The sequence below is a fragment of the Paraburkholderia sp. EG286B genome (assembly GCF_040965655.1).
In the GTDB taxonomy this organism is placed as follows: domain Bacteria; phylum Pseudomonadota; class Gammaproteobacteria; order Burkholderiales; family Burkholderiaceae; genus Paraburkholderia.
The window spans coordinates 38128-52560 of record NZ_JBFRCF010000006.1 but is presented as its reverse complement, the minus strand read 5'-3'; the positions used below and the strand labels follow the sequence as shown (position 1 = coordinate 52560).

Here is a 14433-nt window from a genome sequence, read left to right as displayed (position 1 = left end):
ATGGTCAAGCGAACGGAATCGTCAGATGCGGCGCCCGGTGTCAAACACCGCGCCGCATGCTGAAACGATTAGTCGTTCTTGGTCTTGACGACTTTCTTGCCGCGGTAGTAGCCGTTCGGGCTGATGTGGTGACGCAGATGCACTTCACCCGTGCTCGGCTCGACGGCCAGCGGCGCGCCCGTGAGGAAATCGTGCGAGCGGTGCATACCGCGCTTCGACGGCGACTTCTTGTTTTGTTGAACTGCCATGATAACTCCTGAAAATTTTCCGAATTCTAACACAGCCCGATCCGGCCGCCGCCACCCTTGGGGGATGGCCGGACTCCGGGCTCAGGCCCACGCGTCTGGTACTGCCTGCCCCGCACAGCCGCCCAAGGCTTGCCTTAGTGCTTGCTGCCAGGACCATCCTTCTTGAGCGATTCGAGCGCCGCAAACGGGTTGACGCGCTCTTCCGGCTCGATTTCCTGCTCCGGCACGTCGTCCACGGAATCCACGCCCTCCGCGCCGTCGGGACCCGAGGCGAGGCTTTCGTGAATTTCCGGACAGACTTCGTGCTTCGGCACCAGCGGCAGCGCGAGCAACAGCTCCTCTTCGATCAAGTCGACGAGATCGATATGGCGCGAGCCCACGATCACTTCGACTTCATCGTCGTCGAGCGGAAACTCGTCCGCCTCTTCTTCCGTCTGGACGATACGGAAGGTCGCATCCGCATTGAATGCCTGCTCGTAAGGAGCGAGGCACCGCTGGCACGTGAGCCACGCGCCACCGTGAACTGCCAGCCGCAGGTATGGCTGCGACCCTTCGGTGCCGTTGTCCTGCATTTCCTGCTGGATAAAGCCCGCAGCCTGCCAGGTGAACGCGGTGTCGCGATCTGGCGCCTCGGCCGGGACTTCGTTTAACATGCGCGGCAGTTGCGAAACGCGCACGACGCCTGCCGCTTCGCGCTCGCTGCGCGCGAATTCGAAGATATCGAAGTCGCGCGGATTCAATTCGGCGCCTGCAGGCTTGCCAGTGTGTTCGGTCATGTGCGCTCTCCTGCTTCAAGGCCTGGGGCGCGGCAAGCGATGCGCGAAAGCCGCCAGCGGCTCGCTGCAATCCAGCTTGTGCCGGCCCGCACAGGTCTCTATCGACCTGCGTTTGCCTACATTCGCCCATCGACACGCTACTGCCGGCAAGGTTTTTCGAGCCGTGACGCCGCTAAATTCAGGCGCCCGCACAAGACGTGCGGCGAGAGCATACCGATGAAAAGCCCAAAATCATATCGCCTTTATCTTTGTGAGTCAAACACTTAAGCTCGCGTACGCAAGTGTCTGTGCGAGCGCGGCTTTCGGGAGCCTCTGACGACGTTTTGCGGGATATCCGCCCCTTTTTTGAGGCGAAATCCACCCGGAAATCGCCAAACCACAGCCGCCTTTTCTCCAGCCACATTCGCAGCCGCTCTCATACTCCGATCGAACATGCAGGATTCTCCCTCGCAGGCCCCGCGCACGGGCCGCCCCGCCCTCATCCTCGCCTCCAGCTCGCGCTACCGGCGCGAGTTGCTCGAGCGTCTGCGCATTCCCTTCGATACGGCCGTGCCCGCCGTCGACGAAACGCCGCAGCCCGGCGAAACGCCCGAAGCGACGGCGCTGCGCCTCGCTGCCGCGAAGGCGCGCGCCGTGGCCGCCGCCCTGCCCGCCGGCGCGGCGCGCACGCTCGTGATCGGCTCCGACCAGGTCGCCACCTTCGATGGCCGCCAGATCGGCAAGCCCGGCACGCACGAGCGCGCGCTCGAGCAGCTGCAGGCCATGCGCGGCCGCGAAGTGTTGTTCCATAGTGCCCTGAGCGTGCTCGACACCGCGACTGGCCAAACGGATACCGTCGATGTCGTGACGAAGGTGCGCTTTCGCGACCTGCCCGACGCCGCGCTCGACGCCTATCTGCGCGCCGAAACGCCGTACGACTGCGCGGGCAGCGCGAAATCGGAGGGTCTCGGCATCGCCCTGCTCGAAGCGATCGAATCGGACGACCCCACCGCCCTGATCGGCCTGCCGCTCATCGCGCTCACGCGCATGCTGCTTGCCGCGGGCTATCCGCTGCTGGAGACGCAAGCATGAGCCTCGGCACCCTCTATCTGATTCCCAACACGCTGGGCGAAGGCGACGATGCCGCGCTCAACGCCGTCCTGCCCACTCCCGTGCGCGAACGCGCGGGCACGCTCGCCAGCTATATCGGCGAAAACGCCAAGACCACGCGCGCCTTCCTCAAGCGCGTGGGCACGACGCGGCCGATCCAGGAAATCGAGATCCGCGAACTCAATGTCAACACGCCTGCAGGCGAGGTCGACAAGCTGCTCGCACCGCTGCTCGCCGGTATCGACACAGGGCTGGTTTCCGAGGCGGGCGTACCCGCGGTCGCCGACCCGGGCGCGCTGCTCGTGCGGCGCGCACACGAGCGCGGCATCAAGGTCGTGCCGCTCGTGGGCCCGAGTTCGATCCTGCTCGCGCTGATGGCGTCGGGCCTGAACGGCCAAAGCTTCGCGTTTCATGGCTACCTGCCTGTCGACGCGAACGAGCGCGTGAAAAAGCTGCGCGATCTCGAGCAAATCTCGCGCAAGATCAAGCAGACGCAGATCTTCATCGAGACGCCCTATCGCAACCGCGCGCTGCTCGACGCACTGCTTGCGACCTGCGCGCCCTCCACGCTCGTGTGCGTCGCCGCCGATCTCACGCTGCCCACCGAGACGATCGTGAGCCGCGCGGTGTCGGACTGGAAGAAGAAGCCAGCGCCCGAATTGCACAAGCGGCCGGCGATCTTCCTGCTGCTCGCAAACTGAACGCGCTTCGGCGCGGAAAACGAATCGGCCGCTGCGCAACCATCGCGCAGCGGCCGATTTTTCTCGAGGACGACGGGAAACGAAAGCGTCGCCGTCGCTCAGTGCACCGATACCTTGCCGCCCATCAGCAGCGAATGCACGGCCGCCGAGCCGATGTTCGCGCCCACGCGCTTCGCCACGCGATCGGTGAGGCTCTGCTTGACCGTGTAATCGACGACGTCCGGCGCCTTGACGACCTCGCGCGCCACGTAATCGGTGTCGCCGTAGCCGTCCGCGAGGCCGAGCTCCACGCTCTTCTGCCCGGTCCAGAACAGGCCCGAGAAGATATCCGGCGAGTCCTTCAGGCGCTTGCCGCGGCCGGCCTTCACGGCGTCGATGAACTGCTGGTGGATCTGGTCGAGCATCTCCTGGGCGTGCGCGTCCATTTTCGGCGTGTCGGGCGAGAAGGGATCGAAGAAGCCCTTGTTTTCGCCGGACGTACGCAGGCGCCGCTGGACGCCGAGCTTGTCCATCAGGCCGGTGAAGCCGAATCCGTCCATCAGCACGCCGATCGAGCCCACGATGCTCGCCTTGTTGACGTAGATCTTGTCGGCGGCGGCCGCGACGTAATAGCCGCCCGAAGCACACATGTCGCCGACCACGACGTACAGCGGGATGGCCGGGTACTTGGTGCGCAGACGATGGATCTCGTCGTTGATGATGCCGGCCTGCACCGGGCTGCCGCCGGGGCTGTCGATATGCAGGATCACGCCCGCGGTGCCGTCGTCGTCGAAGGCGCTGTCGAGCGCGCTGATGATGTCCTCGGCGTTCGCCGGGGTGTCGGAGCCGATTTCGCCGTCGAGCGAAACCAGTGCCGTATGGCGCCCCTCACTCTCCACGCGCGCCCCCGAAAGATCGAGGATCGCCCACGCGATTACCACGAACACGGCGAGAAACGCGAAACGAAAGAAGATGCGCCAGCGCCGCGCCGCGCGCTGCTCGGTGATAGCCGCGAGCGCGATGCGTTCGAGCGCCTCGCGCTCCCAGCCTGGCGCGGGCGCGCCGCGGTCTGACGAAGCCGCGCGGGGCGCTTCGTTCGAATCAGGGGTCGGATTGTCGGACATGCGAGCGGGTAACGGGTCGAAAGGGGTCGATAGTCAGGAATCAGGTTGGGGTCGGACGCAAAGCGTCGTCCGGCAGCCAGAATACCGCACGCCCCTCCGGCGTGTCGCGTTCCTCGACCTGCACGGGGCGCAAACGCCCGCCGCGGCACGGGCCGCCCACGCACTTGCCCGTGTCGGGCTGGTAGATCGCGCCGTGCGTGGCGCACATCAGATAGAGTCCCGACGACTCGAAGAACTGGCCCTCGACCCAATCGAGTTCCATCGGCACGTGCGCGCAGCGGTTCAGGTAGCCGTACACCTCGCCGCCGTAGCGTACGAAGAACACCACCGCGTCGCCGCCCGCATAGGTCGCGTTCATGCGCCGCCCCTCGCCGCCCTCGGCGAGTTCGTCGGCCGCGCAGACGCGCACAGGCTCGAGCGGCGCTGTCTCGGGCGCCGCGCTCATGCGTGCTCCCGCAGCCAGCCCGCGAGCGCGGCCACGTCCGACGCGACGAAGCGCGGCTCGAGCTTTTCGAGCGCGCCGGACGCATGCGCGCCATACGCCACGCCGATGGCAGCCGCGCCCGCGTTGATCGCCATCTGCAGGTCGTGCGTCGTGTCGCCGATCATCACAGTGCGCCCCAGATCCTGCCCCAGTTCGCGCGTGAGCTCCTGAAGCATGGCCGGATGCGGCTTCGAGAAGGTTTCGTCGGCGCAGCGGGTGCCGTCGAAGAGGCTCGTGAGCCGCGAATCCGCCAGCGCGCGGTTCAGCCCCACGCGGCTCTTGCCCGTCGCTACGGCGAGCAGGTAGCCAGTGTCGCGCAGTTCCGTGAGCATCTCGCGCACGCCGACGAACAGCTCGGTCTGCTGGTCCTTCAGCAAATAGTGGATGCGATAGCGCTCGACGAGCCGTGGGTAGTCGGCCGGATCGAGCGTGGGCGCGGCAATCTGCAGCGCCTCGCGCAGGCCGAGGCCGATCACATAGCTCGCCGCCTCGTCGCCGGGCACGGGCAGGCCGAGGTCGCGGCACGCCGCCTGGATGCTGCGCGTGATATGGGCGGTCGAGTCCATCAGGGTGCCGTCCCAGTCGAACACAATCAGGTCAAATAACTCTCGAGCCATGCAGGACTTCTCCAAACGCTGTCAGATTCGGTGTCATTCGGGTCGCGCCGCGTCAGGTCGGGCCGCGCCAGGTCGGGCTGCGTCGGTTGCCGAGCCTGCCTCGCGTTGCGCGCGCAGCGCGTCGACGAAGCCGCGGCAATCCGCCGGCAGCGGCGCCTCGAACTGCAACGGGGCGCCCGTGATCGGGTGCGCGAGCTTCAATCGGTGCGCATGCAGAAACATGCGCTTGATGCCCGGCTTCGCGCCCGTGCGCGCGAGGTCCTTGTTGAGCGCGAAGTCGCCGTACTTGGCGTCGCCGACGATCGGCAGGCCGAGGTGGGCGAGGTGCACGCGGATCTGGTGCGTGCGGCCCGTCTTCAGCTCGGCTTCGAGGAGCGCGTAGCCCGGCCAGCGCTCGACGAGATTGAACACCGTGTGCGAGGGCAAGCCGTCCGGCTGCACGCGCACACGGCGCTCGCCTTCCGGGGTCAGATACTTGTGAAGCGGCTCCTTCACGGCGCGCCGACGCCCCCAGTCGCTCGCCCATTCGCCGTGGACGCAGGCGTAATAGCGCTTGTCGGTCTGGTTGTCGCGCATCTGCGCATGCAGGCCCACGAGCGCGGCGCGCTTCTTGGCGAGCATCAGCACGCCCGACGTTTCGCGGTCTAGCCGGTGGACCAGCTCGAGGAACTTGCCCTGCGGGCGCGCCTCGCGCAACTGCTCGATCACGCCGAACGCCACGCCGCTGCCGCCGTGCACGGCCACGCCTGCAGGCTTGTCGATGACGAGCAGCGCGTCGTCCTCGTAGATGATGGGAAACTGGGCCGCCGGCACGGGCGCGGCGCCGGCCGGCGCGCTAGATTGCGAGGTGCGGATGGGCGGCACGCGCACGATGTCGCCTTCCGCGAGCCGATATTGCGCATCGACCCGACCCTTATTTACGCGCACTTCCCCGCTGCGCAAAATGCGATAGATGTGGCTTTTCGGCACGCCTTTGCAGACGCGCACGAGAAAATTGTCGATGCGCTGACCGGCCGCGCCCTCGTCGATTTCGACGAACGAAACCTGGTCGCTTGCGACCTGATTCTGGGATGTTTTGCCTAACCCTTTCATTCTGAATATAATTTGCCCAGCGCCGACGCAACGGTAGGCCAAACGGCCAAATGTTCTGCGAACCACCCAATGGACACCCCAAGGGGGTTATCCTGGACTTGGACCACGCGGCGAGCGCAGGCTGCAAGCGATAAACGGTTATTTTACTTGCGCCCGGGGCTGGTTGCTCACCCCGCTTGATGAGAAGCAACGAGTTGCACGCACGGATCACCACTCCGGCAGGGACGGCGCCCACAGGCACGTTCGGTCAGGAGCGGCTCCGACGGTAACGGAACATTGGTATAAAGAATTTATCCGGCGCGTCCCGCCGCGCGGTCGAAGTGACCGCCGCAGGAGGCGCTGGTGGCGAAAATACGGCGAGCGCCCGAAGCGTCCCGGCAATGTGCGGGACACGGCGACGTCAAAAGTGGCGAGACACCCCGAGGGGGAAGACGGGCGTTCCTGAAAAGCTTCCCGTGCGCGGCCCTGATTGAATCGAGAGGCCGCGAACCTGATCCAGTCGCAAGCGCGCGCGGTTCGCCGCTGCGGCCGGCGTCTGTCACGGCCAGTGCGATGGGCACACCCATTGGCACGCTCATGGCCACGGCAGCCAGGTGGATTGGAAGCGCAGGAAAACGCTGCCGTCGCGAACCCGCGGCATGTCTCTTCGCTTCTTGAAGACGTATTTCGCATGTGCCCACGCGGCCCCGTCCACGGCAACGCAACGCCGGACCGGCGCCCATAAAAGGCAATTCTCCCCGCCATCGTTCCCGCTCCAGCGTGCTTGTGACAACACAATAAGGCGCGGCTCGCCGCTGCCCGCACCGTGCTGCCTGGCGTCGTCGCCGCGCACCGTGCGGCTCGCGCGCGAACGCACTGGAGTCGTTCAATGAAACGAATGCTGTTCAACGCGACACAGCAGGAAGAACTGCGTGTCGCCATCGTCGATGGACAGAAGCTCATCGACATCGACATCGAAACCGCCGGGCGCGAACAGCGCAAAGGCAACATCTACAAGGGGATCGTCACCCGTATCGAGCCTTCGCTCGAGGCGTGTTTCGTCAACTACGGCGAAGACCGCCACGGCTTCCTGCCGTTCAAGGAAGTCGCCCGCCAGTACTTCCGCGAAGGCATCGACATGCGCGGCGCGCGCATTCAGGACGCCCTCAAGGAAGGCCAGGAGCTGATCGTCCAGGTCGAGAAGGAAGAGCGCGGCAACAAGGGCGCCGCCCTCACCACGTTCATCTCGCTCGCCGGCCGCTACCTCGTCCTCATGCCGAACAACCCGCGCGGCGGCGGCGTCTCGCGCCGCATCGAGGGCGACGACCGTCAGGAACTGCGCGAAACCATGGCGCAGCTGCAACTGCCGGACGGCATGAGCATCATCGCGCGCACGGCCGGCATCGGCCGCTCCGCCGAAGAGCTCCAGTGGGACCTGAACTACCTGCTGCAACTGTGGCGCGCCATCGAAGCCGCGTCGCAGGCCGGCCAGTCCGGTCAGCCCATGCTGATCTACCTGGAATCGAGCCTCGTCATTCGCGCGATCCGCGACTACTTCCAGCCCGACATCGGCGAAATCCTCATCGACACCACCGAGATCTATGACCAGGCGCGCGCCTTCATGGATATCGTGATGCCGGACAATGTCAATAAGGTGAAGCGGTATCACGACGACGTGCCGCTTTTCTCGCGTTTCCAGATCGAGCACCAGATCGAGACGGCGTATTCGCGCACGGTACCGCTGCCCTCGGGCGGCGCGATCGTGATCGACCACACCGAAGCGCTGGTCGCCATCGACGTGAACTCGGCGCGCGCCACCAAGGGCGCCGACATCGAGGAAACCGCCGCGCGCACCAACCTCGAAGCCGCCGACGAAGTGGCGCGCCAACTGCGTCTGCGCGACCTGGGCGGCCTGATCGTGATCGACTTCATCGACATGGAGTCGGCCAAGAGCCAGCGCGAAGTCGAGCAGCGCCTGAAAGACGCGCTGCGCCACGACCGCGCCCGCGTGCAGATGGGCAAGATCTCGCGCTTCGGCCTGATGGAACTGTCGCGCCAGCGTCTGCGCCCCGCCCTCTCGGAAGGCAGCCACGTGACCTGCCCGCGCTGTAACGGAACGGGTCATATCCGCGATACGGAATCGTCGGCGCTTCAGGTCCTGCGCATCATCCAGGAAGAGGCGATGAAGGAAAACACCGCGGCAATTCATTGCCAGGTGCCGGTCGAAGTGACCGCCTTCCTGCTCAACGAAAAGCGCTCGGAAATTAACAAGATCGAGTCGCGCTTCAAGGTCGCGGTCGTGCTGATCCCGAACAAGCACCTCGAAACGCCGCACTACAAGCTCGAGCGCCTGCGTCACGACGATGCGCGCCTCGACGACCCGCGCGCCTCGTGGAAGATGGCCGAGGAAGCGGCTCGCGAACTCGAGTCGGAAACCGGCTACAGCAAGCGCACCGCCGAAGCCAAGCCCAAGCAGGAAGCCGCGGTGAAGGGCATCACGCCGGAGCGTCCGGCGCCGAGCGCGCCGGTCAAGCCGGCCGAAACCGCGCCCGTCGCGGCACAACTGGCTGTCACGCCCGCGGGCGGCGGCTTCTTTGGCTGGGTCAAGCGTCTCTTCGGCGGCGCACCGGCTGCGGCGCCCGCGCCGGCACCGGTCGCGCAACCCGAAAAGACCGCCCGTCCGACCCGCGAAGCGCGTACCGAGCGCGGTGAGAAGACCGGCGCCGACCGCAACCGCAATCGCCGTTCCGGCGGCCGCGACGCGGCAGGCCGTGGCGAAAGCGCAGGCGGCGCCCGTACCGGCCAGCCGGCCGGCCGCCGTGAGGAACGCGAGCCGCGCGAACAGCGTGAACCGCGTGAGGCACGCGAGCCGCGCGAATCGCGTGAAGCACGCGAAGGCCGTGGTGCCCGCGAACAACGCGAGCAGCGTGAGCCGCGTGAAACCCGCGAAGCACGTGCCGAGCGCGAGCAGCGCATCGAACGCGTCGAGCGCGGTCAGGAGCGTAGCGATGTGACGGCGGAAGCCGGCGCCGCACGCGGCGAGCGCCAGGAACGTGGCGAGCGCCGCGAGCGTGGTGAACGTGGCGAGCGCGGTGAATCGCGTCGCCGTCAGCAAGCCGAGGCCGCTGAAGCCCAGGAAGCGCGTCTCGACGCCGCATCGGCAGACGCCGAAGGCGTCGAAGCGCCGCAGACGGAAGACCTGCCCGAAGGCGTGAGCGCCGGTGCCGACGAAGAAGGCGGACCGCGTGAAGGCGAAGAACGCCGCCGCCGCCGCCGCGGCCGCCGTGGCGGTCGCCGCGAGCGCGAGACGGATGCAGCAGGCCTGACGCCGGGTGCGGATGCACCGGAAGGCGAAGAGCAAGCCGCACCCGCCCAACCGGCGATCGAGCAGCCTGCCGTTGCTGCGCAAGTGCATGAAGCATCGGCCGCGGAAGCGCGTACCGAGGCTGCTGTCGAGACCGTCGTGACCGCTCTGCCGGCCGCAGCCGTCGTCGCCGAAGCCGGGCACGTGCCTGCCGCTGCCGTGACGCCGCCGCCGGTTGAAACCGTCGCACCCGCCGCAGAGCAAGCTCAGGCTCCGGCCGAGCAAGCTCCGGCACCCGCCGAAGCCGCACCGGTGGGCGTCGAAACCGCACACGCGGTCGAGCCGAAGGCCGAGGAACCGGTGGCACCTGCCGCAGCGGACGAACCGGTCGCACCGGCGGCCCCGGTTGAGCCGGTTCAGGCCGAAACGCTGCCTGTCGTGCGCGAAGACCGCGTCGAAGCGCCGCGGACCGAAGAGCCGGCGCAAGCACCCGTCGCTCAACCGGAGCCGGCGCAGGAAGCGGCAGCCGCCGCTCCGGCGGTCGTCGCGATCACCGAGCCGGTCGCACCGCATCCGGCTCCGGTAGCAACGGCAGCCCCCGCGCCCTCGGCCACCGCAGACACGCTGCGCCCGATGCTGGAAACGGCGGGTCTCGTCTGGGTCAATACCGACGCCGACAAGCTGCGCGCCGCGCAGCAAGCCGCTGCGCAACTGGTGAAGCCCGCGCGCACGCCGCGCGAGCGCAAACCGCTGCCGCCGGTCGACAGCACGCCGATGCAGCAGGTCGAAACCACGCGCCAGCCGTAAGCGCGGCAAGCGCAACTGGCCGCGCGCCGGGCCCCGAGCCCGGCGCGCCCGAAAAGCCCGCCCCTCCCGGCGGGCTTTTTTTGATATATCAGCGTTCTCCCTTGTCTGTAGGCCGGTGCTGGTTCGGCTAAAATTGAGGCAACGCGAGAACGAAGAGACCATGACACGACGCATCATCCCTGTTGCCGACGTTCGATCGCTGCCGCCCGAACTGCCCAGGCCGGCCGCGGGAACTGTGCGCGCGCCGTCCGGCGCGGTCTTTGACGCGCTCGCCAGACCCCTGCGCGACCTTCGCATCTCGGTCACGGACCGCTGCAATTTCCGCTGCGTGTACTGCATGCCGCGCGCCGTGTTCGACAAGGACTACCCGTTTTTGCCCCATTCCGCGCTGCTGTCGCTCGAAGAAATCGAGCGGCTCGCGCGGCTTTTCGTCGCGCATGGCGTCACCAAGATCCGCCTCACGGGTGGTGAGCCGCTGCTGCGCAAGAACATCGAATTCCTGATCGAGCGCCTTGCCGCGCTGCGCACGCCCGAAGGCGAGCCGCTCGACATTACGCTCACCACCAATGGCTCGCTGCTGGCCCGCAAGGCGCGCGCTCTGCGCGACGCGGGCCTCACGCGTGTGACGGTGAGCCTCGACGCCCTCGACGACGCCCTCTTTCGCCAGATGAACGACGCCGACTTCGCGGTGGCCGACGTGCTCGACGGCATTGCGGCGGCGCAAGCCGTGGGTCTCGCGCCGATCAAGGTCAACATGGTCGTCAAGCGCGGCACGAATGACGGCGAGATCGTGCCGCTTGCACGGCATTTCCGCGGCACGGATGTGACGCTGCGCTTCATCGAGTACATGGACGTGGGCACCTCGAATGGCTGGAACATGGCCGAAGTGCTGCCGTCGGCGGAAGTCGTCGCGCGCATTGCCGAGCATTGGCCGCTCGTGCCGCTGGAGCCCCACAACGCCGCCGAAACGGCGCAACGCTGGGGCTACGCGGACGGCGCGGGCGAGATCGGCGCGATCTCCAGCGTGACGCGCGCGTTCTGCGGCGACTGCACGCGCGCACGCCTTTCGACCGAAGGCAAGCTGTACCTGTGCCTGTTCGCCTCGATGGGTTACGACCTGCGCGCGCTGTTGCGCAACGGCGCCACCGACACTGCGATCTCCGGCGCCATCGCCCAGGTATGGGAAGGCCGCGCCGACCGCTATTCGCAGTTGCGGGGCAGCACGCAGGCGCCGGCGGCCTCCGACGAGCGCCGCATCGAAATGTCCTATATCGGCGGCTGAGCAGCCCATGACGCTGATGAGCGCCAACGCCATTTCCACCGCATCGATCACGGGCCTCGTGCTCGCGGGCGGCCGCGGCCAGCGCATGGGCGGCGCGGACAAGGGCTTGCAGATGCTGCACGGCAAACCGCTTGCCGCGCACGTGCTCGCGCGCCTCGCGCCGCAGGTCGGCGCCCTCTCGATCAGCGCGAACCGCAACCGCGACGCTTATGCGGCACTCGGCGCGCCATGGCGGGCGAGCGTGCTCGCCGATCCGCTGCCCGACTTCCCCGGCCCGCTCGCGGGGCTCCTCGCCGGACTGCGCGCGGCGCACACCGAATGGCTCCTTACGGCGCCATGCGACTCGCCCTGGCTGCCGGCCGATCTCGCCGGGCACCTCGGCCACGCCGCGCTCGCGGAGCGCGCCGACATCGTGACCGCGACCACGAGGAACGCCGACGGCGAGGTCTCGCTGCATCCCGTATTCGCGCTCGTACGCACCTCGCTCGCCGACGACCTCGCCGCCTTCCTCGGCGCCGGCGAGCGCAAGGTGCGTGCGTGGTACGCGCGCCACACGGCCGCCGAAGTCGCCTTTGCCGACGAACGTGCGTTTTACAATATCAATTCCTTACAGGAACTGGCCGAACTCGAACGCGCCTGAATTGCAATCGGGCAGCGCCCGGCCAGCCGCCGTCCCCGGCACACGGCCGGCACGCCCGCCTGGACGATCGCCGCACACGCCGTGCGGATGCGACGCTTCCTCACTCGATGACCACGCCTAACCATCCCACCGGCCAAGCCGGGTGCATCAGCCAGTACGATCCGCAAGCTTTGCCCGTCAGCGCCGCGCAGGCCATCGTGCTGCAGTGGGCGACACCGCTTGCGGCGAGCGAACGCGTGCCGCTGCGTGAGGCACTTGCGCGTGTGCTGGCCGAAGACGTGATTTCGCCCATCGACGTTCCCGCGCACGACAACGCCGCGATGGACGGCTACGCGTTCGACGGCGCGGCGCTGGCCGACGCTTCCGGCGGCCTCTCGCTCGCCGTGTGCGGCAAGGCCTTCGCCGGTCACGCATACGCGGGCGACGTTGCCGCCGGCGCGAGCGTGCGCATCATGACCGGCGCGCCGATGCCCGCGGGCTGCGACACCGTCGTGCCGCAAGAGCAGGTGTCGGCGCAGGGCGAAGTCATCGTTTTCGAAGCCAACGTCGTCGAGCGCGGCGCGAACGCCCGCCGCAAAGGCGAGGACCTCGCGCGCGGCGGCGTGGCGCTCGCGGCCGGCCGCGTGCTGCGCGCGTCGGACATCGGCTTGCTGGCCTCGCTCGGCCTCGTCGAGGCGCACGTGAAGCAGCGCCTGCGCGTGGCCTACTTCTCGACCGGCGACGAACTGCGCTCGCCGGGCGAGCCGCTCGAGCCTGGCTGCATCTACGACAGCAACCGTTACGCGCTCGGCGCGATGCTCCAGCGCCTGAACGTCGATGCGATCGACCTGGGCGTCGTGCGCGACGACCCCGCGGCGCTCGCCGCCACGCTGAAACTCGCTGCCGAAACCGCCGATGTCGTGCTAACCTCCGGCGGCGTCTCGGTCGGCGAAGCCGATTTCACGCGCACCCAGTTGCAAACGCTCGGCGACGTCTCGTTCTGGGGCCTCGCCATGCGCCCCGGCCGCCCGCTTGCGTTCGGCCGCATCTGGTCGGGCGGACGCCCGGGCGCGGGCCGCGCCGCGCTCCTGTTCGGGCTGCCCGGCAACCCGGTCGCGACGATGGTCTCGTTCTACCAGATCGTGCGCCCCGCGCTCATGGCGATGGCGGGCGCGCAAGCGCAGCCCGTCCCGCTCGTGCCGGCATTGAGCGATCAGCCGATCAAAAAGCGCGCGGGCCGCACCGAATTCCAGCGCGGCCTCGCGCGCCGCGAGGCCGGCGGCCAGTGGCGCGTCGCGCCGACCGGCTCGCAAAGCTCGGGCGCGCTCAGCACGATGAGCGAGGCGAACTGCTTCATCGTGCTCGCCCATGAAGCCGGCGATCTCGATGCCGGCGACGCGGTCGACATCATGCTGTTCGATGGACTCGTCTAGCGCGGCGGCGCCCGAGAGGGCGTCAAAACCAACCACACGTCCACACCTGCATAACGGACCGACTACTATGAAAAAACAGATCTCGTTCATCGCTGCGGGCCAGACCGCCAAGGCGCTCATCCTCGTGTACCTGACCTTCAGCGTGCCGATCGTGCTGCTCGGCGTGCTCGTGGCGTTCGTGCGCTATGGCGCGGTCGAACTCTCGACCATCTTCAGCGCGCTGCTGCTCAACGCGATCGTCGGCTTCATCCTGCTGTGGATCGCCTGCCACGCCTACAACTGGGTGGCCTCGCGCTTCGGCGGCATCGAGATCCATCTGTCCGACGTGCCCGAGGAAGCGTAATGGCCGCGACGATCCGCGCCGCCACGCCCGCCGACGTCGGCGCGATGCACGCGCTGATGTACGAGCTCGCGGAGTTCGAGAAGCTCACGCATCTGTTCACGGGCACGGCCGACGGCCTCGCCGACGCCCTGTTCGGCACGCGTCCCGCCGCGGAAGCGCTGGTGGCGGAAGACGCCGGCCGCATCGTCGGCTATGCGCTCTTCTTCCACAACTACTCGACGTTCCTGAGCCGCCGCGGCCTTTATCTCGAAGACCTCTACGTGCAGCCGTCGCAGCGCGGCACCGGCCTCGGCACGGCGATGCTGCGCGCGCTCGCGGCGATCGCCGTCGAGCGCGGCTGCGCCCGCTTCGAGTGGACCGTGCTCGAGTGGAACACGCCGGCCATCGGCTTCTATGAAAAGCTCGGCGCGACCGTGCTGCCCGACTGGCGCGTCGTGCGCATGACCGGCGATGCGCTCGAAAAGCTCGCCGCGCCCGGCGAAACGATGATCGGGTAAGCCAACGCACCGCACACGCCCGAATGCAAACGGGCCGCCTGGATCAGGCGGCCCGTTTG

General features: G+C 67.7%; 14 protein-coding genes. 8 read left to right on the top strand and 6 right to left on the bottom strand.

Features of this window, described 5'->3' with window-relative positions; all coding sequences use genetic code 11:
- Positions 1-68: 68 nt before the first annotated feature.
- Together rpmF and AB4Y42_RS14385 are read right to left on the bottom strand one after the other, a co-directional pair.
- Complete coding sequence (gene rpmF / locus AB4Y42_RS14390; protein WP_018441573.1) at positions 69-248, bottom strand: 50S ribosomal protein L32; 180 nt, start codon at positions 246-248, stop codon at positions 69-71.
- 134 nt (positions 249-382) lie between these two features.
- Positions 383-1024, bottom strand: a complete 642-nt coding sequence (locus AB4Y42_RS14385; RefSeq protein ID WP_368694580.1) for a DUF177 domain-containing protein — start codon at positions 1022-1024, stop codon at positions 383-385.
- Between the two features lie 432 nt (positions 1025-1456).
- Between AB4Y42_RS14385 and AB4Y42_RS14380 the strand changes: the two genes are divergently transcribed.
- Positions 1457-2095 carry a Maf-like protein gene (locus tag AB4Y42_RS14380; RefSeq protein WP_368686619.1) on the top strand — a complete coding sequence of 213 codons (639 nt, stop codon included), beginning with the start codon at positions 1457-1459 and terminating at the stop codon, positions 2093-2095.
- Positions 2092-2814 (top strand): SAM-dependent methyltransferase, encoded by a 723-nt coding sequence (locus AB4Y42_RS14375; protein ID WP_368686620.1) that lies wholly within the window; start codon positions 2092-2094, stop codon positions 2812-2814. Before AB4Y42_RS14380 ends, AB4Y42_RS14375 begins: the two co-directional genes overlap by 4 nt.
- 98 nt (positions 2815-2912) lie before the next feature.
- Here AB4Y42_RS14375 and AB4Y42_RS14370 read toward each other — a convergent pair whose 3' ends face one another.
- The 4 genes from AB4Y42_RS14370 to AB4Y42_RS14355 are packed head-to-tail and all read right to left on the bottom strand — an operon-like array spanning position 2913 to position 6110.
- Positions 2913-3917, bottom strand: a complete 1005-nt coding sequence (locus tag AB4Y42_RS14370; protein WP_368686621.1) for a S49 family peptidase — start codon at positions 3915-3917, stop codon at positions 2913-2915.
- Positions 3918-3957: 40 nt separating this feature from the next.
- The gene (locus AB4Y42_RS14365; protein ID WP_324151384.1) at positions 3958-4362 is read right to left on the bottom strand and encodes a Rieske 2Fe-2S domain-containing protein; all 405 of its coding nucleotides are present in this window, start codon (positions 4360-4362) and stop codon (positions 3958-3960) included.
- On the bottom strand, positions 4359-5018 hold the full coding sequence (locus AB4Y42_RS14360; RefSeq protein WP_368686622.1) for an HAD-IA family hydrolase: 660 nt from the start codon (positions 5016-5018) through the stop codon (positions 4359-4361). The genes AB4Y42_RS14365 and AB4Y42_RS14360 overlap by 4 nt, the downstream gene beginning before the upstream one ends.
- A gap of 33 nt (positions 5019-5051) precedes the next feature.
- Positions 5052-6110: an RluA family pseudouridine synthase gene (locus tag AB4Y42_RS14355; RefSeq protein ID WP_368686623.1), complete on the bottom strand. Its 1059-nt coding sequence runs from the start codon at positions 6108-6110 to the stop codon at positions 5052-5054.
- An 868-nt stretch (positions 6111-6978) separates the two neighbouring features.
- Between AB4Y42_RS14355 and AB4Y42_RS14350 the strand changes: the two genes are divergently transcribed.
- The 6 genes from AB4Y42_RS14350 (at position 6979) to AB4Y42_RS14325 (ending at position 14374) form a co-directional block, all read left to right on the top strand.
- Positions 6979-10200, top strand: a complete 3222-nt coding sequence (locus tag AB4Y42_RS14350) for an Rne/Rng family ribonuclease (protein ID WP_368694579.1) — start codon at positions 6979-6981, stop codon at positions 10198-10200.
- Between the two features lie 160 nt (positions 10201-10360).
- On the top strand, positions 10361-11482 hold the full coding sequence (moaA, locus tag AB4Y42_RS14345; RefSeq protein WP_368694578.1) for a GTP 3',8-cyclase MoaA: 1122 nt from the start codon (positions 10361-10363) through the stop codon (positions 11480-11482).
- A 16-nt stretch (positions 11483-11498) separates the two neighbouring features.
- On the top strand, positions 11499-12122 hold the full coding sequence (gene mobA / locus AB4Y42_RS14340; RefSeq protein ID WP_368694740.1) for a molybdenum cofactor guanylyltransferase MobA: 624 nt from the start codon (positions 11499-11501) through the stop codon (positions 12120-12122).
- Positions 12123-12229: 107 nt separating this feature from the next.
- Positions 12230-13534 (top strand): gephyrin-like molybdotransferase Glp, encoded by a 1305-nt coding sequence (glp, locus tag AB4Y42_RS14335; RefSeq protein ID WP_368694577.1) that lies wholly within the window; start codon positions 12230-12232, stop codon positions 13532-13534.
- 67 nt (positions 13535-13601) lie between these two features.
- Positions 13602-13877 (top strand): hypothetical protein, encoded by a 276-nt coding sequence (locus AB4Y42_RS14330; protein WP_028206699.1) that lies wholly within the window; start codon positions 13602-13604, stop codon positions 13875-13877.
- Positions 13877-14374, top strand: coding sequence for an N-acetyltransferase family protein (locus tag AB4Y42_RS14325; protein WP_368694576.1), 498 nt, complete (start codon positions 13877-13879; stop codon positions 14372-14374). The genes AB4Y42_RS14330 and AB4Y42_RS14325 overlap by 1 nt, the downstream gene beginning before the upstream one ends.
- Positions 14375-14433 lie beyond the last annotated feature (59 nt).